17 protein-coding genes are annotated in these 23,710 nt (G+C 67.4%); 10 read left to right on the plus strand and 7 right to left on the minus strand.

What is annotated here, in order from left to right; genetic code table 11:
* The first annotated feature begins 113 nt into the window (after nucleotides 1-113).
* Nucleotides 114-1,358, plus strand: a complete 1,245-nt coding sequence (locus SPYCA_RS00120) for a multidrug effflux MFS transporter (protein WP_120218460.1) — start codon at nucleotides 114-116, stop codon at nucleotides 1,356-1,358.
* Nucleotides 1,359-1,726: 368 nt separating this feature from the next.
* Here the strand turns inward: SPYCA_RS00120 and SPYCA_RS00125 are convergent, their stop codons facing one another.
* The 5 genes from SPYCA_RS00125 to SPYCA_RS00145 all read right to left on the minus strand — a co-directional run bounded on the left by SPYCA_RS00125 (nucleotide 1,727) and on the right by SPYCA_RS00145 (nucleotide 12,564).
* Nucleotides 1,727-3,283, minus strand: a complete 1,557-nt coding sequence (locus SPYCA_RS00125) for an amino acid permease (protein WP_120218461.1) — start codon at nucleotides 3,281-3,283, stop codon at nucleotides 1,727-1,729.
* A gap of 101 nt (nucleotides 3,284-3,384) precedes the next feature.
* On the minus strand, nucleotides 3,385-5,556 hold the full coding sequence (gene pbpC / locus SPYCA_RS00130; RefSeq protein WP_120218462.1) for a penicillin-binding protein 1C: 2,172 nt from the start codon (nucleotides 5,554-5,556) through the stop codon (nucleotides 3,385-3,387).
* Between the two features lie 284 nt (nucleotides 5,557-5,840).
* Nucleotides 5,841-11,678, minus strand: a complete 5,838-nt coding sequence (locus SPYCA_RS00135; RefSeq protein WP_232003411.1) for an alpha-2-macroglobulin family protein — start codon at nucleotides 11,676-11,678, stop codon at nucleotides 5,841-5,843.
* A 166-nt stretch (nucleotides 11,679-11,844) separates the two neighbouring features.
* Nucleotides 11,845-12,222, minus strand: coding sequence for a histidine triad nucleotide-binding protein (locus SPYCA_RS00140; protein WP_120218463.1), 378 nt, complete (start codon nucleotides 12,220-12,222; stop codon nucleotides 11,845-11,847).
* 9 nt (nucleotides 12,223-12,231) lie between these two features.
* Entirely contained in the window at nucleotides 12,232-12,564 is a 333-nt protein-coding gene (locus SPYCA_RS00145) for a phosphoribosyl-ATP diphosphatase (RefSeq protein WP_120218464.1), read from the minus strand.
* Between the two features lie 164 nt (nucleotides 12,565-12,728).
* Between SPYCA_RS00145 and SPYCA_RS00150 the strand changes: the two genes are divergently transcribed.
* Nucleotides 12,729-15,812 (plus strand): TonB-dependent receptor domain-containing protein, encoded by a 3,084-nt coding sequence (locus SPYCA_RS00150; RefSeq protein ID WP_120218465.1) that lies wholly within the window; start codon nucleotides 12,729-12,731, stop codon nucleotides 15,810-15,812.
* A 107-nt stretch (nucleotides 15,813-15,919) separates the two neighbouring features.
* Here SPYCA_RS00150 and SPYCA_RS00155 read toward each other — a convergent pair whose 3' ends face one another.
* Nucleotides 15,920-16,399 carry a vgr related protein gene (locus SPYCA_RS00155; RefSeq protein WP_120222062.1) on the minus strand — a complete coding sequence of 160 codons (480 nt, stop codon included), beginning with the start codon at nucleotides 16,397-16,399 and terminating at the stop codon, nucleotides 15,920-15,922.
* Nucleotides 16,400-16,525: 126 nt separating this feature from the next.
* Nucleotides 16,526-17,056 carry a copper chaperone PCu(A)C gene (locus tag SPYCA_RS00160; RefSeq protein WP_120218466.1) on the minus strand — a complete coding sequence of 177 codons (531 nt, stop codon included), beginning with the start codon at nucleotides 17,054-17,056 and terminating at the stop codon, nucleotides 16,526-16,528.
* A 165-nt stretch (nucleotides 17,057-17,221) separates the two neighbouring features.
* Between SPYCA_RS00160 and dnaK the strand changes: the two genes are divergently transcribed.
* The 8 genes from dnaK to SPYCA_RS00200 all read left to right on the plus strand — a co-directional run bounded on the left by dnaK (nucleotide 17,222) and on the right by SPYCA_RS00200 (nucleotide 23,657).
* Entirely contained in the window at nucleotides 17,222-19,126 is a 1,905-nt protein-coding gene (dnaK, locus tag SPYCA_RS00165; RefSeq protein ID WP_120218467.1) for a molecular chaperone DnaK, read from the plus strand.
* Nucleotides 19,127-19,244: 118 nt separating this feature from the next.
* Nucleotides 19,245-20,372 (plus strand): molecular chaperone DnaJ, encoded by a 1,128-nt coding sequence (gene dnaJ, locus SPYCA_RS00170; protein ID WP_120218468.1) that lies wholly within the window; start codon nucleotides 19,245-19,247, stop codon nucleotides 20,370-20,372.
* Nucleotides 20,373-20,457: 85 nt separating this feature from the next.
* On the plus strand, nucleotides 20,458-21,162 hold the full coding sequence (ung, locus tag SPYCA_RS00175) for a uracil-DNA glycosylase (protein ID WP_120218469.1): 705 nt from the start codon (nucleotides 20,458-20,460) through the stop codon (nucleotides 21,160-21,162).
* A 10-nt stretch (nucleotides 21,163-21,172) separates the two neighbouring features.
* Nucleotides 21,173-21,931 carry a sulfite exporter TauE/SafE family protein gene (locus tag SPYCA_RS00180; RefSeq protein ID WP_120218470.1) on the plus strand — a complete coding sequence of 253 codons (759 nt, stop codon included), beginning with the start codon at nucleotides 21,173-21,175 and terminating at the stop codon, nucleotides 21,929-21,931.
* Nucleotides 21,928-22,389 (plus strand): YaiI/YqxD family protein, encoded by a 462-nt coding sequence (locus SPYCA_RS00185; RefSeq protein ID WP_120218471.1) that lies wholly within the window; start codon nucleotides 21,928-21,930, stop codon nucleotides 22,387-22,389. The genes SPYCA_RS00180 and SPYCA_RS00185 overlap by 4 nt, the downstream gene beginning before the upstream one ends.
* Before the next feature lie 132 nt (nucleotides 22,390-22,521).
* Complete coding sequence (locus tag SPYCA_RS00190; RefSeq protein WP_120218472.1) at nucleotides 22,522-22,707, plus strand: hypothetical protein; 186 nt, start codon at nucleotides 22,522-22,524, stop codon at nucleotides 22,705-22,707.
* A gap of 134 nt (nucleotides 22,708-22,841) precedes the next feature.
* On the plus strand, nucleotides 22,842-23,180 hold the full coding sequence (locus SPYCA_RS00195; RefSeq protein WP_120218473.1) for a DUF962 domain-containing protein: 339 nt from the start codon (nucleotides 22,842-22,844) through the stop codon (nucleotides 23,178-23,180).
* A gap of 48 nt (nucleotides 23,181-23,228) precedes the next feature.
* A complete protein-coding gene (locus SPYCA_RS00200; RefSeq protein ID WP_120218474.1) occupies nucleotides 23,229-23,657 on the plus strand; it encodes an OsmC family protein in 429 nt (142 codons plus the stop codon).
* The last annotated feature ends 53 nt before the right edge of the window (nucleotides 23,658-23,710 follow it).

Genomic DNA, 23,710 nt, shown 5'->3' on the forward strand with positions numbered 1-23,710 from the left:
ATCTGGGTCATCATCGACGATCATGTGCAGCATGGCGCACCCCTTCAATTGCATAGCTTTTCCTTTCCGAAGGGCTATCCAAAGCGGCGGCATCGGCGCATAGGCTTGCTGCTATGCACAAAGCGACCGAATCCCCTCCGCGGAGCCTGCCCGGCGACCGTGAAATGGTTGTAATGATGGCGATGGTGATGGCGCTCAACGCGCTCGCGATCGATTCGATGCTGCCCGCGCTCCCGGCAATCGGCGAAGCGCTGGGGGTCGCCGTCGCCAACGATCGCCAATATATCATTTCGGTCTATCTGCTCGGCATCGGTTTCGGCTCGCTTCTCTATGGTCCATTGTCGGATCGCTTTGGGCGCAAGGGCGTGCTCGTCCCCGCCCTTTTCGCCTATCTCGCGCTCTCGATCGGCTGCGGGCTGGCGACAAGCTTTACGATGCTGATCGTGCTGCGTTTCGTGCACGGGCTGGTCAGCGCCGCGCTGGGCGTGATCGTCGTCGCGGTGATCCGCGACCTGTTCGCGGGCGACGCCATGGCGCGGCGGCTGTCGCTGATTTTCCTTGTCTTCATGATCGTGCCGATCATCGCCCCGACGCTCGGCGCCGGGGTCGCGGCGCTTGCGGGCTGGCGCGCGATCTTCATCCTGCTTGCCGTGATGTCGGTGGTGATGCTGGTGTGGCTCCGCCGCCTGCCCGAAACGCTCGACCCCGCCGACGTCCGCCCGCTCGACTTCAGGACGATGGCGGCGGGCTGGGCGACGGTGACGCGGCATCGGCGCGCGGCGGGCTATATGATCGCGTCGGGCACGATGCAGGGCGCGCTCTATGGCTATCTGAACAGCAGCGAACAGATCATCGGCGAGGTGTTCGACGCACGCAGCCTCTTCCCGCTGGTCTTCGCGTGCGTCGCCATCGGCATTGCGATCGCCAATTTTTCGAACGCTGCAATCGTCGAGCGCTTCGGCGCGCGGCGCGTCTCGCAGTCGGCGGTTTTTGCCTTCATGGCGACCTCGATACTGCAGATCGTCGCCGCACTGAGCGGGGTCGAGACCTTGTGGATGTTCACGCTGTTGATGATGGTCAACGTCGGCCTCATCGGCTTCATCGGCAGCAATTTCGGGTCGATCGCGATGGAGGATTTCGGCCATATGGCGGGCGTCGCATCCTCCTATCAGAGCTTTGCCAAGACTTTGCTCGCGGCGACCGTCGGCGCCGTCATCGGCCAGCAATATGACGGCACGACGCTCCCTCTCGCCCATGCCTTCCTCGGCTGCGCGATCGTCGGGCTGGCGCTGGTGCTGTGGGCCGAGCGCGGCAAGCTGTTCACCCGGCCGGGAACCGCGCCCAAAAGCCCCTTCTGACGTTGGGGGGCGCTGAACGGCGGCCTTGGGGTGGATTCCTGCCTTTCCCTTATCCGTCATCCCGGCGAAGGCCGGGATCTCGCCGGTGCGGTAAACCGATAGGGTGAGATCCCGGCCTTCGCCGGGACGACGATAAAGTTGAGGGCAACTACCGGTCGCAAGCCGCCTTCTGTTCGCGCAGAGGCCGCGGAGATCGCAGAGATGAAGCTGCTCATCTCTGCGGCCTCTGCGCGAATCTTATTCAAAACCGCCTACGCGGCCATGGCAGCTTCCGGCGGTCTCCGCTGGATAGCAACCGTCGTCGCGGCAGATACAGCCGTAAAGGAAAGGGGGCCGCAGCCCCCTTTCCCAATTGATCGGCGGTTCGGTCAGTCGAAAGACGGGACGGGCGGAACCGGAGGCGGCGGGGCGTCGGCGTCGTCCTCGTGGACCTCGACGATGCCGCGACCGACGTGGCTCTTGCGGTAACCATAGAGGAAATAGAGCACGAGCCCGATCGTGCCCCATACGGGCAGCACCATCTTCGCGTCGAAAGGCAGGTTTAGGTAAAGGCCGAGCGTGCCGAGGATCGCGAGCGGTGCGACGATCCACACCAGCGGGGTGCGGAACGGCCGGTGGCGCGTCGGATCCTTGACCCGCAGTGCAAGCACCGCGATCGCCACCATGAAGAAGGCGAAGAGCGTGCCCGAGTTCGAAATGTCGGCTAGCTTGCCCACCGGCAGGAAGGCGGCGAAGCAGGCGACGGCGACGCCGGTGATGGCGGTGACGATGTGCGGCGTTTTCCACCGGGGGTGGATCGACGCCAGCTTTTCGGGAAGCAGCCCGTCGCGCGCCATCACGAAGAAGATGCGCGTCTGACCGAACAGCATGATCAGGATCACCGACGGCAGCGCGAGGAAGGCGGCGATGCCGATGGCGTTACCGATCGCCGGATAGCCGATTTCGCGCAGCACATGGGCGAGCGCTTCGCGCGAGCAGACAAGCGGTTCCTGACCCAGCGCGGCGAGCGAGGCGCAGCGTTCGGCGAGCGCGGTCGAGCCGGGCGAAAGGATTTCACCCGCGGGTCCGGTGACCGGCTGCGCACCCATCGTGCCAATCGCCCCCGCGGCGACCAGCAGATAGAAGATGGTGCAGATGCCGAGCGAGGCGATCAGCCCGATCGGCACGTTGCGCTGCGGATTCTTGGTTTCTTCGGCGGCGGTGGAGACGGCGTCGAAGCCGACATAGGCGAAGAAAATCGACGCCGCGGCGCCCACGGCGCCAAGCCCCGCCATCTGTCCGAACCAGCCGTTCGGCATGAAGGGGTCGAAGTTCTGGCCCTTCAGCATCGGCAGCGTCAGCACGATGAACAGCGTGAGCGCGGTGACCTTGATGACCACCAGCACCGCGTTGACGCGCGCGCTTTCGGTCGTCCCGATCATCAGAAGCCACGTCACAAGCAGCGCGATCACCAGTGCCGGCAGGTTGACGATGCCACCCGCATAGGGCCCGACCGTCAGCTCCATCGGCAGGTTTATCCCCGCATTCGCCAATAGTCCGACGAAATAGCCCGACCAGCCGACCGACACCGCCGAGGCCGCGACGGCATATTCGAGGATCAGCGCCCAGCCGACGGTCCAGGCGAGCAGCTCGCCCATCACCGCATAGGTATAGGTGTAGGCGCTGCCCGAAACGGGCACCATCGAGGCGAGCTCCGAATAGCAGAGCGCCGCGACGACGCAGACGAGCCCGGCGATCACGAAGCTCCACATCATGCCCGGCCCGGCCTTCTGCGCGGCTTCGGCGGTCAGCACGAAAATGCCGGTGCCGATGATGGCGCCGATGCCGAGCATGGTGAGCTGAAAGGCACCGAGCGAGCGGTGCAACGACTTTTTCTCGGCGGTGGCCAAGATGGCGTCGAGCGGTTTGACGCGACCAAATATCATGTAATAGTCCCCTTTGGGGCCCGGCGCGGGCCTCTCCTGGCGGGGCAGACTAGCCGCTCCGCGCGTCAGCGCAACTTAATTTCAGGCGTGTGACAGGCGCTTCATCGCACGGTGAAGCGGATGCGGTCGATCGTCCGCCCGCCGGGATCGACGAGCGCGAGCATATGGGCGCCGGGGCGCGGCATGATCTGCTGCCCCGCATCGGCGTCGCCCAATGGTTTCTTGTCGAGAATCAGCCGGTATCCGGCGAGAGATCCGCTGACCGTCACGGCGATGCGTTGCCGATCCGGTGGAATGTCGGGGTCGAGCGCATAGACGCTGCCGCTGACCGGGCTGGTGATGCGCGGGCGACGCGCGGTGGCGGGCGCGGCGGCCATTACGGCCTGCGCGGTGCCGGCCAGGAAAAACTCGCGGCGCGGCGGCTCGCGCGTGCCGGGGAGGGTGATCGGGCGCACTTCGACCCCCGCGGGCATGGCGGGGGGTTTGCCGGGGCGACCCGCGTGGAGCGCGAGCATTACGTCGCGCCACACCGGCGCGGCGCCCGAAGTGCCCGACACGGCGCGCATCGAATCGCCCTCCAGATTGCCGACCCACACCGCGACGGTGAAACGGTCCGACCAGCCGACGCACCAATTGTCGCGCATCCCCTTGGACGTGCCCGTTTTCACGGCGGCCCAGAAAGGAAGGCGCAGCGCGCTGTCGGCGCCGAACGCATCGGCGCGCGCGGAGGCGTCGGCGAGAATGTCGCCGACGATGAAGGCGGCGGCGGGGCTGACGATCTGGCGCGGCGGAACTTGTCGAAGGTGCCGCGCGGGGTGGTAGCGGACGGGGGACCAGTTTCCGAGATTTGCCAATGTTCTAAAGGCGTTGGCTTGTTCGACGAGCGACACTTCGGCTGATCCGAGCGCCAGCGAGTATCCGTAATACTCGCCATCCTCGACGAGCCCGTGGTAGCCGAGCGCCCAGAGGCGGTCGCGGAATTGCTGGACGTCGTCGATGACGAGCGCGCGGACGGCGGGGACGTTGAGCGAGGCGGCGAGCGCGTGGCGGACGCTGACCGGCCCCTTGAAGCTGCGGTCGTAATTTTTGGGGACGTAGAGGCCGGAGGCGGTGTCGAGCTGGACCGGGCTGTCGTCGAGGATCGAGGCGGCGGTGAGCCAGCCATGTTCGATCACCTGCGCATAGAGATGCGGCTTGAGCGTCGATCCCGCCTGCCGCCGCGCATTGGCGCCGTCTACCTGTGCCGCGGTCGATTGGAGGCCGACGCCGCCGACATAGGCGAGCACGTCGCCGGTGGCATTGTCGAGCACGACGACCGCGCCGTCGCGGACGCGGTCTGCGCCGAGTCCGGCGAGCTGGCGGCGCAGCGCGACGATCGCCGCGATCTGGATGCGGCGGTCGATGGTGGTGGCGACGCGCTTGCCGGGTTTGTCGAGCAGGCGGACGGCGAGGTGCGGCGCCAGGCCGGGGTCGGCGCGCGCGGCGTGCTCGCCCGAAACGAGGGTCGCGGCGGCGGCGCGAATCGCCGCGCAATCGCTTGTCGCCGCGATCCGGCACGCGCGGCGGGCGAGCGCGTCGGCGCCCGCGCCGGGGCTGGGGAGGAGGCCCGCGAAGAGCGCGGCGTCGGAGCGGTTCATGTCGGCGGGCGCCTTGCCGAACAGGCCCGCCGCGCCCGCGCCGATCCCCTGCGCCTCGCCGCGCAGGGGCACGAGGTTCAGATAGGCTTCGAGCATCTGCTCGTGCGTCCACGCATCGGCGAGGTGCTGCGCGGCGCGCATCTGGCGCAGCTTGGCGCGCCAGTCGCGCTGCCCCGGCTGCGCGAGGCCGGGGTCGAGGAAGGCGGCGAGCTGCATTGCGAGCGTCGAGGCGCCGCGCGAGCGACTGGCGCGCGCGTCGCTGGTCAGCCGCGCGCGGACGGCGCTGGCGACCGCGAGCCAGTCGACCCCGCCGTGCGACCAGAAGCGGCGGTCCTCGCTTTGGACGACGGCGGTGCGGACGGCGGGGCTGATGTCCTTCAGCGGCACCCAGGCGAGGCGGCGACGCTGAAAATCGACGCGCTCGCTGTCGAGGAGGCGGCCGTCGCGGTCGGTGAGCCAGGCTTCGCTGGGCTGCCAGTCGGCGCGGACGGCGGCGAAGGAAGGCATGGGGGGCGGTTTGGTGGCGAGGTGCGCGGCGGTGGTGAGGATGAGCGCGGCGAGGGCGGCCCATGCGAGGGCGTGGGGCCAGCGGGGTTTGCGGGCGAGGCTAGCCGCGCTTTCCTTGAACATCGTCATGCTGAACTCGTTTCAGCATCCATGGCCTGTATTCTCGTTCGGCGCAGCGCCGAAGGAAAGGTCAGGCCATGGACCCTGAAACAAGTTCAGGGTGACGAGGTTTGAATGCGGGCGGCGTTCCTCCATTCCCGTTCGCATCGAGCCCTTCGACTGCCTTGGCAGGCGCTCAGGATAAACTTCCGGCATAGCCGGAAATCGAGACGCCCATCGGGATGGCGCGCGCCTTCGGGGTGTCTCGACTTCACTCGACACGAACGGAAACAGGAGGCGGTGGCTTGTAGCCATCACGACCCCACATTCGCCACCGTGACCGGCGCGTTCGGCCACTGGCCGCGGATCGCGGGCGAATACATCGCCTCGACGCGCGTCGGGGGCAGGGTGAAGCGGCCCGAGCCATTGAGCCGCACCACATATTCGACCGTGTGGGCGCCCGCGGGCATCCAGCCGAAATAGCCGCGCCAGCTGTCCTTGCCGCGCTCGACATAGCTCGGCTGCGCGCCCGATCCGCCTGCCTGGCTGCCCAGCATTTCAGACTGGCCGCCGAGATTGCCAATGATGGTGGCGCCGGGCGCGACGGGATCGCTGATGACGACCCACGTCCGGCCCGCGGCCGCGACAACCTCGATCCGCACTTTGATGACGTCGCCGCGCGTCAGCCGGTCCTTGTTCGCCGCCTTGACGATGCTGACCGAGCGCTTGATCCGGTAGCCGGCATTGAGCGGTTCCTTCAAAGGCACCGCCGCCTTGACGCTGACGGTGGCCCATGGCGAGCCGGTGCCCTGATGATTGAGGCTCATCGTCGCGGCGTTCAGCGCGACGCGGAGCGGCGACGGCGCTTCGGCGGGAAGCGGCCAGCTTTGCGACGCACTGTTCCCGGCAAGGCCGATGGTGGTGACGCCGGTGATCGCGCTCGCCGGATACAGTTCGGCAAAGCGGCGGACGGTGACCGCGCCCCACGCATTCGCCGGGGTGGTGTCCCAATGCCCCCTGCGCTGGCGCTGCGCGACGCCGACCATCAGCTTGCCCGCGTCATCCTCCCATCCCTTGCGGCCGAGGATAGCTTCGAGCGCCTTGATCGCCATCTCGTCGCCGCTGACCATCATCCACCAGGGCGCGCGCGCATCGTCGACGAGGTCGAGCCGCGTTCCTTCATAGACGAGGCGCTTGCGCAGCTCGGCTTCGGCGGCGGTGCGCAGCGCGGCGGCGTTCCGCACCCCCGGCGTCCGTTCGATCGCGACGAGCCAGTCGGCGAGCGTTCCCGTCGCCATCTCGGCGGGTGCCATGTCGATCGCGGCGACGAGGCGCGCGTTCGACGCATCGGCGCGCGCGAGCGCGGCGAGCGCGGCGATGCGGACGGGGCGAATGTCCCATGGGCCATAGCCGCGGCGCGTCAGCCGCCCCTCGACCACCGCCTGCAGCGCGGCGACCATCTTCGCGCGCGACGCTTCGGGGATGGCAAAGCCGTTCGCCGCGGTCACGCCGAGGACATAGGCGGTGAGCTCGATCGAGCCGGTGAGCCGCTCGTTCGGCCAGTAGCGCAGCAGCCCGTCGTCATCGAGATAGGTCGGCATCGCGCCCGCCAGCGCCTGCCACCGTCCGAGGTCGCCGAGCGCGACCGCGCGCGACGTCTGTTGCTCGAAGCAGCTGTAGGGATAGGCGGCCATATAGTCGCGCACCCCCGCGAGCGGCGGCGCGAGCGTGCCCGCGAGCGCGACGTCGACATATCCGCCGGGCAGCGCGCCCGCGGGAATCGCGATGGGCAAGGTCGTGGTCGGCCCGACGCGGAAGAGGCTGGCGGCCCAGGTTTCGACGGGCACCGCGGGTTCGACGACCTGTTCGAAGACGAGGCGGTCGCGCGCCTTGCCGTCCTTCGTTGCCGCCTCGACGGTCCAGCTCAGCGGCCCCGCCCGATCGGGGGCGGTGATCGCCCAGCTCACCGGCACGGCGCCGCCCGCGGGGATCGTCACCGTCAGCGGCGGCGCGGTCGCGATCGCGGGTGCGATCGTTGCGGTCGCGGTGACTTCCATCGCCTTGTCGGTGCCGTTGCGCAGCGTGAAGCGCGCGTCATAGGCGTCGCCGGTGCGCACCAGTTCGGGAAGCCCGGCAAAGACGCCGAGATCCTGCACGGTGCGGACGGTCGTTTCGCCGGTGCCGAAAAGCTGCGATCCGTCGGTCGCGATCGCGACGAGGCGGAAGCCCGACAGATTGTCGCTGAGCGGCACGTCGATGCTCGCGCGGCCCTTGGCGTCGAGCGGGACGCTGCCCTTCCAGAGCAGCACCGGGCGGAAATCCTCGCGCGTCAGCCCGCTGAGGTCGCCGCCGCCGCCGCCGGGTTCCAGTGCCTTGCGCCCATAATGGCGTTTACCCACGACCTGCATCTGCGCGGTCGAGGTGAGCACGTCGAGCGTGCGGTCGCCCATCATCGCGGCGAGTATGTCCCAGCTTTCGTTGGGGGCGAGCTGGAGCAGCGCTTCATCGACCGCGGCGAAGGCGACATCGGCGTTCTTCGGCGCCTTGCCGCCCGGCGCCTTGACCTCGATGCCGACCTTCGCGGTTTCGCGCACCGCATATTTTTCCTTGTCGGCCTTCACCTTGACGCCGAGCTGATGGCCTTCCCAGCCGACCTTGATGCGCGCGATGCCGATGCGATAGGCGGGCTTGGCGAGGTCGACGAGCGCGGTGGGCGGCGCGCCCTCGCTATTCTCGATCTTGAAACCCACCGCGCGCTTCATCTTGCGGAACCAGCTTTCCTGACCCGTCACGCGGCCACGCACCGCCATCACCGAGACATAGACGTCGGGGGCGTAGGTGGCGGGGAGCTTGACCTGCACGACGGGATTGGTGCCTTTGAGCGGCACCACGAAGCTCGACAGCACCCCTTCGCGTTCGACGGTGACGAGCGCGGTCGCTTCGCGGAAGGGCATTCGCACCTGAAAGCGCGCGGTGTCGCCCGCGGCGTAGCGCGGCGCTTCGGCGATCACATCCATGCGGTCGCCATTGTCGCCGCCGAACCACCATTCGTCGTCGCCCGCGAGCCAGACCGAGCGCACCGCGCGCGCTTCGTTGCCGTCGGCGTCGCGCGTCGTCGCCACGACGGTGACTTCGCCCGACACGCCGGGCGCCATCGCGCAGCTGGCGCGGCCGAGCGTGTCGGTCGTCGCGGCGCAGCTTGCCGACAGCTTCGCGGTGCGCATCTGGTTGTCATAGGCATAGAAACCGCCGATCAGGCGGCGGCGCGCGGTGATGATCTGGCGGCTGTAGAGCGCGACATCGACGCGCTGGCCGCGGATCGGCTTGCCGTCGAGATCGAGCGCGATGAAATTGAGGCGGAGGTCATCGTCGCGCATCATCCAGCCGTCGGTCTTGAGCCCGAGCCGCACGGCGGAGGGATAAAGGGTGATGCGGCGGCTCGCCGTCAGCGTTTCGCCATTGGCATCTTCGTAATCCATTTCGGCGGCCATCATCGTCGGCTCGGTGATCGGCTGGTCGACGACGACGCTGGTGGTCGCGGTGCCGTCGGCGCCGAGCGTCAGCGGCACTGAGCGCGCGAGCGGCAGCTCGCCGCCCGGTTCCTCGCCGCTGTCGTCGAGCTGGACGACGCCTTCCTTGACCGGGCGGCCGTCGAAATCCCAGTCGCGATAATCCGCTGGCGGCGACCAGGCGGCGCGGAAACTGGTGCGCAGTTCAACGGGGATGCCGGGTGCGGGACCGCCCGACAAATAGCCGACGAACAGGCTGAGCGGCACCGCGGCGGGGCGCACGAGCGAGCCCTTGGGGCCGGTGATCGCCGCCTTCATCGTCGGCAGGCGATATTCGTCGACGCGCACGCTCTGGCCCGTCCAGATGCTCTTGTCCTCGCCATCCTTGTCCTTGGTGACGAAGACCAGTTCATAATCGCCCATCGGCGCGGATTGCGGGACGTTCCACACGCTCTCGCCGCTGCCGGTGGCTGTAATCGCGAAGGGCATTTCGAACTCGGTGTCCGATCCGCGGTGGACGAGGCGGAGCTTGCCCGCCATCGGTTCGGGGGTACGAAAGCCGAGGCCGACGGGGCGGCGCAGCACATGCTTCATATGCACCGTCTCGCCCGCCTTTACGAGCGCGCGGTCGAAGATGGTGTGGAGGATGTCCTCGCGCTCGGACCAGCCATAGGGGAGGTCGAAATCATAGGGGCGGATGCCGTCGCCCCAGTCGGTGAGGGTGAAGCTGAAATCGTCGCCGCTGCGCGCGCTGACCATCAGCGCATGGCCTTCGCTGTTCGCGGGATCGGCGTCCTTTTCGCAGCTCGAATAGGTTTCGGGCTGCGGCAGGCCCGAGGGAAAGGCGAGGCGGCCGGCCTTGTCGGCGGTGCCGCGCGCGAGCAGGCGGCCGGTGCAGCTGTCGGAAACGCGGATCTCGGCGCCTGCGACGGGCTTGCCGGTGGCGAGCGAGGTGACCCAGGCCAGCGAGCCGTCGCGGCCCCATTTGAAATGCACCGCCATGTCGGTGACGAGCGCGGCGGTCGCGACATAGCGCGTCGCCTTGCGGCCGAGCAGCGCGGCGCCAAGCTCGGGGCTGGCGACCTCGACGACATGGAATCCCTTTTCGGCGAGCGGGATGCCGATAACCTCGAATGCCTTGCCGCCCGCGGGCGGGGTGAGCTGCATATCGCGGCGTTCGCCACCCGCAGGCGCGCCGTCGAACACCGATCGGGTGCCGGTGTAGTTGACGGTGATCGCCTTGCCGCGCGCGTCCTTTTCCTCGCGATAGTCGCTGTCGTCGGCGTCCTCGACGCGGCGAAGCCAGCGCGCGACCGCGGCATCGTCGTCGCCGATGCGCAGCGTTGCGGCGGGCATTTTGAGATTCTTCTGGACGAGCGCGGCTTCGACGCCGCGTACGGTGACGGGCAGCACGCCGCCCTCGCTCGCCTCCAATATGCCGAATTCGGCGGCGAATTTGACCAGCGGCGGGGTGCGGTCGATGTGGAATGTGAGCGGAAAGTTCGACGCGTTGAGCAGCGGTCGGCCGCTCTGGTCGGCGACGCCCGCCGGCAGGATCAGCGTCGCGTCGACATTTTGCGGCAACGGCCCGGCGAAACGCACCTGCGTCAGATGCGGGTCGCCCCGGTCGTCGTCGTCGACCCTGGCGGCGATCGTCTTTCCATCGGCGGTGGTGAGCCTGGCCGCGAGCGCCGTGTCGCGTGCGACAGGCGCGGTGAAGCGCAGCACGACGTCCTTGATCGGGTTACAGCCCGCCTGCGGATTGACGCGGCTGCACGCCATTTTGGCGGTGAAGGCGGGGCGCACCTCATAATCGAAGCGCTGGTCGCGCCCGGCGGTGCGGCCGGGCACGCCTGCCTGGGCGATGCGCGCGTCCCAGACGAGCGCCATGTCGCGCCCCGGCGGCAGCGGGCGGCGGCATTTGACGGCGACGATGCGGCCCAGCGCAGCGTCGCGCTCGGCGCCGGCGGCGGGTAGGCGCTGCGGCAGTCCGGCGTCATAGGTGAAGGACTGGCGCGACCAGTTGGCGTCGCCGAGTCCGGTGAGGATGTCGGCTGCGGTCGCGCGCGGCAGCACGTCGAGCGGGATCTTCTCGCCGATGCCGTCGACGGCGCAATAGCCGTAGCGGCCGACCGAGGCGCGGTCGGCGGCGACGTTGGTGGCGACGAGGAAGACCTGCTCCTCCTCGATCCCGCCGCCGATCCCGCCCGCGAGCACGGCGCGCGCCGAGGGGCCGCCGGTGTCGATCGCAAAGCGGTCGTTGCCCGCGACCGCGACGCCGCGCGCGGTAACGAGGCCGCTCCGCAGCTCGACATGACAGCGAAGCCCGCCGGGGAGCGGCGCGTCGAACTCCAGCACCCAGGTGCGCGTGTCGACCCAGCGGGCGGTCGACGGGCGTTTGCAGTCGTTGGTTGCGGGGGCCGCCGCGCGGGGGTCGCCGAGCGCGACCATGTCTTCGGAAAAGCGCAAGGTGAAGCGGGTGATCGTGCCGTCGCCGGTGCCGCTGCTGCCCGGCGTCGCGAGGATGACCTGCGGAACGGTATCGGCGGCGGTCGCGGCCATCGCGAGGCTGAGCGGGACTAGCAGCGCCAGCTTCGCCTTGCCGGCAAGGCGTTCTCCCAGCTCGCGCCAACCGATTTTCATCGCACCGTCTCCCCGCCTTGACCCGCGCCGCTATCCTGCTGGAAACAGGGGCGGCTGTCCACCCGCCGCCGCGTACCGGGAACGCTTAGCCGCGGTTCGGGAAAAGGCTGTGACCGCGATCATAGACAAACATGATCGTCGCCCCTGCCTGCGCGGGGGCGATGGGCTATCTGGCGAGCATCGGGCCGAGCGGGCGGCCGGCGAAGATATGGACGTGGAGGTGCGGCACCTCCTGATGGCTGTCGGGGCCGACATTGGCGAGCAGGCGGTAACCGGGGGCGACGAGCCCCGCGTCGCGCGCGACCTGGCCCACGGCGCGGACGAAGCCCGCGATCTCGGCGTCGCTGCCGCGCGCGGAGAAATCGTCCCAGCTGACATAGGCGCCCTTGGGGATCACGAGGATGTGCAGCGGCGCCTGCGGGTTGATGTCGTGGAAGGCGAGCGCATATTCGTCCTCGTACACGGTCTTCGCGGGCAGTTCGCCGCGCAGGATGCGCGCGAAGATGTTGCTGTCGTCATAGGGGAGGGTGGCGTCGATCGGCATGGGGCGCTCCTATGGCTGGCGGCTGGCTTTTTCGGCGTGGCCCGAAGTGCCGTGGCGGCGGTCGAGTTCGGCGGCGATGGCGTCCCAGGTCAGGCCGCGTTCGGCGAGCAGAATCGAGAGGTGGAAGACAAGGTCGCTCGCCTCGCCGACCAGCGCTGGATCGTCCTCGCTGACCGCGGCGATCACCGCCTCGACGGCTTCTTCGCCAAGTTTCTGCGCGATCTTGCCGCGACCTTTCGCGGCGAGGCTCGCGACATAGGAAAGCTCTGCCTCGCCCGCGGCGAGCCGGTCGTGGATGACCGCTTCGAGCCGTCCCAGCGTTTCGCCCATTGCCTTGCTCATCGCGCCGCTCCTTTCGGCGCCGTGCCTACCCCCGCTGCGCCATGCGGGCAAGCGCACAGCGCGCGTCAGAACTTTATCGCCGCGTAAACCATATCGAAACCGCTCGCGCCTAGGTTCGCGAACGCCGGGGGGCGTCATCAACTTTCCAGAGTCGGAACCGGACCATGAGATCGGGCCTCAACCCCCAGCTGTTTTTCGCCGCGACGGCGTCGACCATCGCGCTGATCGCATCGCCCGCCACCGCGCAGAGCCAGGACGACGACGCGATCGTCGTCACCGGGTCGCGGATCGCGAAGAGCGAGTTCACCAGCGCCGATCCGATCCAGATCATCGACCCCGAAGCCGCAAAGCAGCAAGGGCAGGTCGAGCTGGTCGGCGTGCTGCGATCCGCGCCTGCCGCGCAGGGGTCGATCCAGATCAGCTCCGCAATCTCGAACCGTTTTGTCGCCAATGGCGGCAATGACGTGCAGTCGCTGTCGCTGCGCGGCCTTGGCGCCGAACGCACGCTGGTGCTCATCAACGGCCGCCGCGCAGGGCCCGCGGGGATTCGCGGCGCGGTCGCGCCCTTCGACCTCAATGTGCTGCCGCTGTCGGTGGTCCGGCAGGTCGAGCTGCTCAAGACCGGTGCCTCGTCGATCTATGGGTCGGATGCGGTGGCCGGGGTGGTCAATATATTGACCCGCGACGACCTGAACGGCTTTGAAGGCGGGGGTTTTTCGTCGGTCACCGAGCATGGCGGCGGCGAAAGCCATGGCGCCGACGCAAGCTTTGGCAAGACGTTCGGCCGTGGCCATTTTTTTGCGACGGTCGATGTCTTCCGCCAGCAGAATCTGACGCGCCGCGACCGCGATTTCCTTTTCTGTTCGGAGGAATATCTGAAGCGCGAAGCCGATGGCAGCCGCGCCGACATCGTCGATTTCCGCACCGGGCAGCCCGCGTGCAGCAGCGCGCTGGGCAACGCCATCGTGTTCGCCGATTTTTCGGGCGTCGACCAAAATGGCTTTCCGACCTTTGGCCCCGGGCTGATCGCGCCGAACGGGCGGGCGATTTTTGCCGGCCAATATGGCGCCGAGTTCGCTGCCGTCGGCATCCCGATCAATGCCTATAATCCGATCGGCGTATTCGGCCCCACCGATTTCTTCGGGGTCAATTTCGACGGGCCTTCGACGGGAGCGCTCAACCAGTTCGAGCCGGCCGAACAGGATATGGATGTGTTTTCGTCCGTCAGCCGGGTGAGCGTCTTTGCCGATGGCGCATATGAGGTGAGCGATGGCGTCACCGCCTATGGCGAGTTTCTGTTCAGCAACCGCAAGTCGCACAATAATGGGTTTCAACGGATCGAGCTCGACCAGTTCACCGGCGCGTCCTTCCTGCCGATGTTTCTGTGCGATCCGACGCAGTTCAATTGCGATCCCGGCGACCCCGGCGATCCGCTCAACGCCGAGTTCGGCGGCAACATCATCCTGCGCCCGCGGGTGATCGTGACGTCGCAGAGCGAGGCCGACGTCGATTATTATCGCGGCGTGCTGGGGTTGCGCGGCGACCTTGGCGCGGGGTGGAAGTGGGATGTCCACGGCCAGCACAGCCGCTCGGACGCGGGCTATACGCAGGATGTCCTCTATCGGGACGCGCTGGCGTCGCAGACCTTGCGCACGCGCTCGTGCGTCGGGACGGTGACCGCGATCCGCGGCGCGGACTGCATCGACATCGACTTTACCGATCCGCGCGTGCTCCGCGGCGACCTCACGGCGGAGGAACGCGCCTTCCTGACGGGGCGCGAGACGGGGCGGACCTTGTTCGAGCAAAGCTCGGCCGAGGCGCTGCTGACGGGCAAGCTGTTCGACCTGCCCGCCGGTCCGGTGGGTGCGGCGTTCGGTGCGACGATCCGCCGCGACGAAATCAATGACACGCCGGGCGACGCGACGCGCGCGGGCAATGTCGCCAACTTCACCACTTCGGGAATCACCGCGGGGCGCACCGTGTCGAAGGAGGTTTTCGGCGAGGTCGAACTGCCGCTGCTCGAAGGCGTGCCGATGATCGAGCGGCTGACGCTGTCGGGCGCGGCGCGCTACACGCATGTCGAGGCGACGCGCCGCGACGGCGTGTCCGACCGCTTCAGCGACACGACGTGGAAGGTCGGCGCCGACTGGGCGGTGACCGGCTGGCTGCGCCTGCGCGGCACCTGGGGCACCTCGTTCCGCGCGCCCGCCCTGTTCGAGCTGTTCCTTGAGGATCAGACGGGTTTCCTCGGCCAGGCCGCGATCGACCCGTGCATCCAGACCGCGGCGCGGCTGGCGGCGGGGGCGATCAGCCAGCGCGTCTTCGACAATTGCGCGGCCGACGGCATCGCGCCCGACTATGCCGGGGGGATCGGCCCCGCGACGATCGTGTCGGGGGGCGGCATCGGCCGGCTGAAGCCTGAAAGCTCGACCGCAAAGACGGTCTCGCTCATCCTGACCCCCGATGTGTCGGGGGCGCTGTGGGGCGGGCTGCGCACGCGGCTGGCTGTCGATTATTTCGACATCAAGGTTCGGCAAGAGATCACCTTGCTGGGCGCGGGCAATATCCTGTCGGGCTGTTATGATTCGGAACTTTTCCCCGACGAGCCGCTGTGCGCGTTGTTTACGCGGGCGACCGCTGGCCCCGACGCGCAGAGCGTCGCGTCGGTCACCGACCGCTATGTCAATATCAGCCGCCAGCGGAATCGCGGCGTCGACCTGTCGCTCGCCCTCGATCAGGATCTGGGCAGGCTGGGCTCGCTGGCGTTCCGCGCGCAGATGACGTGGCAGGTCGAGGACAAGGTCGCGCTGTTCCCCGGCACGACCATCGACGACAATGGCACGATCGGCAATCCGAAATGGGTCGGCGATTTCACGCTCGGCTGGACGAAGGACCAATGGACGCTTTTCTATGGCCTCGACGTCACCGGCGCGGCGTCGAACAGGGCGGAACTGCTGCGTGCGCAGGGCGGCGATCCGTGCCGCACGTCGAGCTTCCGCCCCGGCGGGCGCTTCTGCCCCGATGTGAGCGTGCCCGCGACCTTCTATCATTCGCTTTCGCTGAGCCGCGATGTCGCCGAGCGGTTCCGCATCACGCTGGGGATCGCCAACCTGTTCGACACCCCGCCGCCGCGGGTGTCGACCGTGGTGACCGCAACGCCGCCGGTGATCGGTCAGGCGCCAGCGTTCGGGACGCAATATGATTATCTGGGGCGGCGGATGTTCCTGAACGTGCGGGGACGGTTGTAGCAAGGGCGAAACTTCGGGGGGAGGGTGACGGGATAGAGGTCCGCCTCCGACCGCGGCCGGTCGTTCTGCGTACCGGCGATGATGGTCCGTCGCGAACCGGCCAGACCTTACCCCGCTCCGCCCCCCGCAAATGGCAGGATGGCCCGATAGGCCTCGATCCCCGGTGCGCCGCCGACGACCGCGCCCTCGGTCAGCAGCCAGTAATGGCGCACAATCTCCGCCTGCTGTTCGAGGCCATAGCGGGTGAGCGGCCAGCCGGGTTTCAGGGTGTAGCTGTAGGTTGCGAACGGGTGGCGCATCAGCACCAGATACCAGCGGCCGCGTGTCTGCGCCTGCCACACATGCGTCATTTCGTGGATGAACAGCCCTTTGAGTCGCTGCGATGCGACGCTGAAATCGTCGCAGTAAAGGTCGCCGTGCGGGTTGAAATGCAGGTGGCCCATCGGCGCCATGACGATGTGGCGCGGCTGGAAGAAAGCCCATTTATGATGGTTCACGCGCACGCGGTCATAGGCGATCGCGTCACCGAACACGCGGCGCGCGAGCGCAATTTCGCCGGTCGTCAGAGGTCGGGAGGAGCGCGACATCAAATCCCCGTCATTGCGAGCGAAGCGAAGCAATCTCCAGCCGTCGGCCATGATTGACGACCGCGCACTGGAGATTGCTTCGTCGCTTCGCTCCTCGCAATGACAGCATCGGGATGCAGCATGATCCTACTTCGTGGCCGCGTCCGGCGTCGCCTTTTCGTCGCCATGCCCCATCGCATCATGATCCATCGCCGCTTCGCCGCCCGCGGCGCCCTCGGCGGGCTTGATCACCATGTCGAACAGGATGCGTTCATTATTGTTGTTGGTGAAGACGAACGCCATCGGCAGCTTGCCCGCGCGCACCGCGGCGCCGTTGATGCCCCAGATCATCAGATGCTTGCCGCCCTGTTTGAAGACGAGTTCGCCCTTCGCGGGCACCAGCGCGCGGTCGAGCGGCTTCATCACCATCATTCCGTTTTCGCGCACGCTTTCGTGCATCTCGACCCGCTGCGCGAGGTCGGCGGTCACCGCGACCAGTTCGACGTCGCGCGGGCCGCCCTCGACGCGGAAATAGCCGACCGCGGGGCGATCGGGCGTCGCCCCCATCACGACATGGCCGCTGACGACATTGAGCTGCTGACCCGCGCCCAGATTTTCGCCGCAGCCCGTCAGGCTGAGCGAGACGGCGGCAAGGGTGGCAAGAGCGAAGGGTTTCATTTCGGGAGGACTCCGTAAAAGCGCGACATTTTCGTATCCCCGATAAGCCTTCAAAGCCCTTGTGCCAAGGATTAGCGCACCTATATCGCGCCCATGAACCCCCAAGGGACTCCACTGACGGCGTGCCTTTTCAGGGCGCCGAAGAAGCAACAAGGACGAGTATAAATGGCCAAAGTGATCGGGATCGACCTCGGCACCACGAACAGCTGCGTCGCGGTGATGGAAGGCGGCAAGCCCAAGGTTATCGAAAATGTCGAAGGCACGCGCACGACGCCCTCGATCGTCGCCTTTGCCAAGGACGGCGAGCGGCTGATCGGCCAGCCGGCGAAGCGCCAGGCGGTGACCAACCCCGAAAACACCATCTTTGCGGTGAAGCGCCTGATCGGCCGCCGCTTCGACGATCCCATGACCAAGAAGGACATGGAGCTCGTCCCCTATTCGATCGTCAAGGGATCGAACGGCGATGCGTGGGTCAAGGCGGGCGGCGAGGATTATTCGCCCTCGCAGATCAGCGCCTTCATCCTTCAGAAGATGAAGGAAACCGCCGAAGCCTATCTGGGTGAAAAGGTGGAGCAGGCGGTGATCACCGTCCCCGCTTACTTCAACGACGCGCAGCGCCAGGCGACCAAGGACGCGGGCAAGATCGCGGGCCTCGAAGTGCTGCGCATCATCAACGAGCCGACCGCGGCCGCGCTCGCCTATGGCCTCGACAAGTCGGAGAACAAGACGATCGCCGTCTATGACCTTGGCGGCGGCACCTTCGACATTTCGATCCTCGAGGTCGGCGACGGCGTGTTCGAGGTGAAATCGACCAACGGCGACACCTTTCTGGGCGGTGAAGATTTCGACAGCAAGCTCGTCGAGTTCCTCGCCGACACTTTCAAGAAGGATGAAGGCATCGACCTGCGCGGCGACAAACTGGCTTTGCAGCGGCTGAAGGAAGCCGCCGAAAAGGCGAAGATCGAACTGTCGTCGGCCGCGACGACCGAAGTGAACCTGCCCTTCATCACCGCCGACGCCAACGGGCCGAAGCACCTCGTCAAGACGATCACGCGCGCCGACCTCGAACGCCTTGTCGAGGATCTCGTCAAGCGCACGCTCGAACCGTGCAAGAAAGCGATCAAGGACGCCGGGGTCAGCGCCAAGGACATCGACGAGGTCGTGCTGGTCGGCGGCATGACGCGGATGCCGCGGGTGCGCGAAGTCGTGAAGGATTTCTTTGGCAAGGAACCGCACACCGGCGTCAACCCCGACGAAGTCGTCGCGATCGGCGCGGCGATCCAGGCGGGCGTGCTGCAGGGCGACGTCAAGGACGTGCTGCTGCTCGACGTGACGCCGCTCTCGCTTGGCATCGAGACGCTGGGCGGCATCATGACCAAGATGATCGACCGCAACACGACGATCCCGACCAAGAAGAGCCAGGTCTATTCGACCGCCGACGACAATCAGTCGGCGGTGACGATCCGCGTGTTCCAGGGCGAGCGCGAAATGGCGGCAGACAACAAGCTGCTCGGCCAGTTCGACCTGGTCGGCATCCCGCCCGCCCCGCGCGGCGTTCCGCAGATCGAGGTGACGTTCGACATCGACGCCAACGGCATCGTGTCGGTCCACGCCAAGGACAAGGGCACCGGCAAGGAACAGCAGATCAAGATTCAGGCTTCGGGCGGCCTCAGCGACGCCGATATCGAACAGATGGTCAAGGACGCCGAGCAGTTCGCCGAAGAGGACAAGAAGCGCCGCGAGGCGGCCGAGGCGAAGAACAATGCCGAGAGCCTCGTGCACACGACCGAACGCCAGCTCGCCGAACATGGCGACAAGGTGGACGGCGCGCTGAAGTCCGAGATCGAGGCCGCGATCGCCGAAACCAAGACCGCGATCGAGGGTGGCGACGCCGCTGCGATGACCGAAAAGGCGGGCGCGTTGGCGCAGGTCGCGATGAAGCTGGGCCAGGCGATCTATGAAAAGGAACAGCAGGCCGCGGCATCGCCCGACGCCGACGCCGGCGAGAGCAAGGCCGACGAAGATGTCGTCGATGCCGAATTCTCCGAAGTCGAAGACGACAAGAAATAAGGATGATCTTCACCCGTCATGCCGGCGAAAGCTGGCATCGCTCTCGGCAAGGCACCGCCGGACCGGCAGCGACCCCGGCTTTCGCTGGGGTGACGGGTTGAAGAAGGGGCTTTGAAGCATGTCGCTCGACATCGATTATTACGAATTGCTCGAATGCGATCGCAGCGCCGACGAAGCGACGCTGAAGGCAAGCTATCGCAAGCTGGCGATGAAATATCACCCCGACAAGAATCCGGGGTGCAAGGACAGCGAAGCGCGCTTCAAGGCGATCAGCGAGGCCTATGACTGCCTGCGCGATCCCCAGAAACGTGCGGCCTACGACCGCTTCGGCAAGGCCGGCGTGAATGGCGGCGGCGGGTTCGGCGGCGGGCATGGCGCCGATTTCGGTGACATTGGCGATATTTTCGAATCGATTTTCGGTTCGGCGTTCGGCGGCGCGCGGCAGCAGCGTGGCCCGGCGCGCGGCGCCGACCTGCGTTACGACATGGAGATCCGGCTCGAGGACGCCTTCACCGGCGTAACGCGTGAGATCGAGGTCGATGTCGCCACGCGTTGCGACGCTTGCGACGGATCGGGGGCGAAGCCCGGCACGCGCACGCATCGCTGTTCGACCTGCGGCGGCCATGGCAAGGTGCGCGCGCAGCAGGGCTTTTTCATGGTCGAGCGCACCTGCCCGGCGTGTCAGGGCGCGGGCGAGGTCATCGCCGACCCGTGCGGGCAGTGTCATGGCGAGGGCCGCGTCGACCGGCGCAAGCGGCTCACCGTCACCATCCCGCCGGGGGTCGACGAAGGGACGCGCATCCGCCTGTCGGGCGAGGGCGAAAGCGGCGCACGCGGCGCGGCGCCGGGCGACCTCTACATCTTCCTCCACATGGCGCGGCACAAGGTCTTCGAGCGCGAGGGCACGACCTTGTTCACGCGCGCGCCGATCAGTTTCACGACCGCGGCGCTCGGAGGCTGCATCACCATTCCGGGGCTCGACGGCCGCAAGCACGACATCGCGATCCCGGCGGGAATCCAATCGGGCAAGCAACTTCGCCAGCGCGGCGCGGGGATGCCGGTGCTCAATGGCCGCGGTCACGGCGACCTCGTGATCCAAATCGATGTCGAGACTCCGACGCGGCTGACCGCAAAGCAAAAGGAGTTGTTGCAAGCGTTCCGGGAGACCGAAACCGGCGAGGAATGCCCGGCAAGCCAGGGTTTTTTCGGTCGCATCAAGGATATGTGGGACGAGTTGACCGATTGATCGGCAGCGGGGCGCATTCCGGGTAGCCGCCATGGCGCGGGGCGCGGGGCTGGACAAGCCGACGCCGCTCTGGTGAAGCACGCGCATGGCCGAGGTCAAACTGCATCCCGACTGGATCGCCCGCATCGGCGGCGAGTTTGCGCAGCCCTATATGGCGGCGCTCAAGCAATTCCTTGCCGACGAGCGCGCCAAGGGCAAGACCATCTATCCGCGACCGCGCGACTGGTTCGCGGCGCTCGACGCGACGCCGCCGGGGCAGGTGCGCGTCGTGATCCTGGGCCAAGACCCCTATCACGGGCCGGGGCAGGCGCATGGGCTTTGTTTCTCCGTTCAGCCCGGCGTGCGCGTGCCACCGAGCCTCGTCAACATCTATAAGGAATTGCGCAGCGATCTGGGCATCGCGCCCGCGCCGCACGGCCATCTGGCGCATTGGGCGCGGCAGGGCGTGCTGCTGCTCAACAATTGCCTGACGGTCGAGGCGGGACAGCCGGCGTCGCATCAGGGCAAGGGGTGGGAGAAGTTCACCGACGCCGCGGTCGCCGCGGTCGCCGCCGATCGGGCGCCCAAGGTGTTCATCCTGTGGGGCAGCCATGCGCAGAAGAAGGCGGCAAATGTGCCGGGGCTGGGGGCGGGAAGCCCGCACCTGATCCTGCGCGCGCCGCACCCCTCGCCGCTGTCGGCGCACAACGGCTTTTTCGGGTCGCGGCCGTTCAGCCAGGCCAATGCCTTCCTCGAGGCGCAGGGTCGCGGCGCGATCGACTGGCGCTTGCCCGACAGTCCCGACGCATGAGCCGGGCCGGGTGAGCCTGCTCGCCGATCCGGTGACGCTGGTGGTGCTGATCGCCGCGGTGATCCTGCTTGGGATGGCGAAGGGCGGGCTCGCAGGCGTCGGCGCGCTCGCGACGCCGCTCGCCGCACTGGTGCTGCCGCCCGCGACCGCGGCGGCGCTGCTGTTGCCGATCCTGATCGTCCAGGATGTCATCAGCGTCTGGTCTTTCCGCAAGACGTGGGACGGGTGGATCATCGGCTGGATGCTGCCGGGCGCGGCGGTGGGAATCCTGGCGGGCTACGCTTATGCCGAGCGGGTGAACGAGGCACGGCTGATGGCGGCGCTGGGCGCGATCACGCTCGCCTTCGGCCTCTATCGCCTGTGGGTCGAGCGCGGCGGGCGGATCGTCGCCGCATCGCGCTCGCCGGGCTGGGTCGGGACGATCTTTGGCGCCGTCATGGGGCTGACGAGCCAGATCGCCCACGCGGGCGGGCCGCCGTTCCAGATGTGGGTGACGCCGCGCAAGCTGCCGCACCTGAGCTTCATCGGGACGAGCGCGATCCTGTTCGCCATCGTCAACTGGATGAAGGTGCCCGCCTATCTGGCGCTCGGGGCCTTTCCGCATGAGGTGGTCGTCGCGGCGCTGCTGCTGATGCCGCTCGCGATCGTCTCGACGCTGCTCACGGTGCGCTGGATGAAGGCGATGCAGCCCGAACGCTTTTATGCGCTCATCTATGGGCTGATGGTGCTGCTTGGCGCGAAGCTGCTCTGGGACGGGCTTGGCGGATGAGCGTGCCCGTCATCCTTGTCGATGCCGACGCCTGCCCGGTGAAGGAGGAAATCTATCGCGTCGCGTGGCGGCACGGGGCCAGGGTCAAGGTCGTGAGCAACAGCCGGCTGCGTGTGCCCGACCACCCGCTGATCGAGCGGGTGGTGGTGTCGGACGGCTTCGATGCCGCCGACGACTGGATCGCCGAAGCAGCCGACGCGCAGAGCATCGTCGTCACCGCCGACATATTGCTCGCCGATCGCGCGCTGAAAGCGGGTGCGAGCGTCCTTGCGCACAATGGCAAGCCCTTCACGCCGGCGTCGATCGGCCCCGCGATCGCGACGCGCGCCATCATGGCCGACCTGCGCGCCGGGATGGGTGAGGGGTTGGGCGGGCCGCCGCCCTTTTCAAAGGCCGATCGCTCGCGATTTTTGCAGGCGCTCGACGCGGCGCTGGTGCGGATCAAGCGGCAAGCGTAATTTTCTTTCCTTCAATTTGAGTCGCTTGCGACTATTTTTGACGCGAGTGACGGCGATCACCGCGGAGCGTGGGGGCGTGCGGCACAAGCGGTGCATCGGGGCCGACCCGAACCCGTTTTGAAAGGAATGACCATGACCAGGAAGCTGATCCTCGCCCCCGCCCTCGCGCTCGGCCTTGCGCTGACGGCGACCCCCGCCATGGCCCAGTCGGCGCAGCCCGCGCAGGGCGGCATGGTGATCGCGTCGAATCCGATCCAGATACTGATCGGCCTGCTGCTCCCCGCAGTGCAGAAGGTTCGCGACGCCGCGTCGCGCTGATTCGATCCGATCCTTGGCATTTGGTCCGGCTCGTCGGACCGGACACCGGCCCTTCCGCCGTCGCGACCCCGGCGGGAGGGCTGTTTGCGCGGGCGCGGCTTGACCGCGCGGCGCGGGCGCGACATGCTTCGCCCATGGCGCAGCGCTATGCGAGCTTTGCCGATTTCTGGCCCTTTTACCTGCGCGAGCACAGCAAGGCCTCGACGCGCGCCTTGCATTATGTCGGGACCAGTCTCGTCGTCGCGATTGCGGTGGGCGTGGTGCTGTCCGGGCGGTGGGGTTGGCTGATCGCGCTGCCGCTCGCAGGTTATGCCTTTGCGTGGGTCGCGCATTTCGCGGTCGAGAAGAACCGGCCGGCCACCTTCACCTATCCGCTATGGAGCCTCGCCGCTGATTTCAGGATGTGGGCGCTGTGGCTGACCGGGCGGCTCGGCCCCGAACTCGACCGCGCGGGAGTGGCGCGGCGGAATTGACAAGCGTAAGCGAAAAGGCGCGCTGATCCCAGCCAAGGAGACATTGCCATGACCGTCAACCGCGCATCCGCCCGCTACGAAGGCTTCGGCAAGGAGGGCAGAGGGTCGATCACGACCCGATCGGGCGTGCTCGAGGAGCAGCCCTATGGCTTTGGCACGCGCTTCGAGGGGCAGCCGGGGACGAACCCCGAGGAGCTGATCGCCGCGGCGCACGCCGCCTGCTTCACCATGGCGCTTTCCTTCGGGCTCGCGCGCGCGGGCTATTCGGGCGACACGCTGGAGACGAGCGCGGCGGTGACGCTGGAGCAGCAGGACGGCGGCTTTACGATCACCAGGTCGGCGCTGACGTTGACCGCCAAAGTGCCGGGGATTGGTGCCGAAGAGTTTGCGGCGCTCGCCGCCGAGGCCGAAAAAAATTGCCCGGTGTCGAAGCTGCTCAACTGCGAAATCACGCTCGAGCATCGACTTGAGAGTTAGACCCTGTTTCAGCAAGATCGAAGCGACGCGCCCAGCGCGGCTCGCTGGAGGAT

It is taken from the genome of Sphingopyxis sp. FD7 (assembly GCF_003609835.1).
GTDB lineage: Bacteria > Pseudomonadota > Alphaproteobacteria > Sphingomonadales > Sphingomonadaceae > Sphingopyxis.

Bases quoted from the DNA above. Each gene is read 5' to 3' on its own strand.
- SPYCA_RS00200 (WP_120218474.1), top strand. From the start codon at position 23,229: ATGACCGTCAACCGCGCATCCGCCCGCTACGAAGGCTTCGGCAAGGAG.
- SPYCA_RS00160 (WP_120218466.1), bottom strand. From the start codon at position 17,056: ATGAAACCCTTCGCTCTTGCCACCCTTGCCGCCGTCTCGCTCAGCCTG.
- SPYCA_RS00155 (WP_120222062.1), bottom strand. From the start codon at position 16,399: ATGTCGCGCTCCTCCCGACCTCTGACGACCGGCGAAATTGCGCTCGCG.
- SPYCA_RS00120 (WP_120218460.1), top strand. From the start codon at position 114: ATGCACAAAGCGACCGAATCCCCTCCGCGGAGCCTGCCCGGCGACCGT.
- SPYCA_RS00185 (WP_120218471.1), top strand. From the start codon at position 21,928: ATGAGCGTGCCCGTCATCCTTGTCGATGCCGACGCCTGCCCGGTGAAG.
- SPYCA_RS00150 (WP_120218465.1), top strand. From the start codon at position 12,729: ATGAGATCGGGCCTCAACCCCCAGCTGTTTTTCGCCGCGACGGCGTCG.
- ung (WP_120218469.1), top strand. From the start codon at position 20,458: ATGGCCGAGGTCAAACTGCATCCCGACTGGATCGCCCGCATCGGCGGC.
- SPYCA_RS00125 (WP_120218461.1), bottom strand. From the start codon at position 3,283: ATGATATTTGGTCGCGTCAAACCGCTCGACGCCATCTTGGCCACCGCC.
- SPYCA_RS00135 (WP_232003411.1), bottom strand. From the start codon at position 11,678: ATGAAAATCGGTTGGCGCGAGCTGGGAGAACGCCTTGCCGGCAAGGCG.
- dnaK (WP_120218467.1), top strand. From the start codon at position 17,222: ATGGCCAAAGTGATCGGGATCGACCTCGGCACCACGAACAGCTGCGTC.
- SPYCA_RS00190 (WP_120218472.1), top strand. From the start codon at position 22,522: ATGACCAGGAAGCTGATCCTCGCCCCCGCCCTCGCGCTCGGCCTTGCG.
- SPYCA_RS00145 (WP_120218464.1), bottom strand. From the start codon at position 12,564: ATGAGCAAGGCAATGGGCGAAACGCTGGGACGGCTCGAAGCGGTCATC.
- pbpC (WP_120218462.1), bottom strand. From the start codon at position 5,556: ATGACGATGTTCAAGGAAAGCGCGGCTAGCCTCGCCCGCAAACCCCGC.
- SPYCA_RS00195 (WP_120218473.1), top strand. From the start codon at position 22,842: ATGGCGCAGCGCTATGCGAGCTTTGCCGATTTCTGGCCCTTTTACCTG.
- dnaJ (WP_120218468.1), top strand. From the start codon at position 19,245: ATGTCGCTCGACATCGATTATTACGAATTGCTCGAATGCGATCGCAGC.
- SPYCA_RS00140 (WP_120218463.1), bottom strand. From the start codon at position 12,222: ATGCCGATCGACGCCACCCTCCCCTATGACGACAGCAACATCTTCGCG.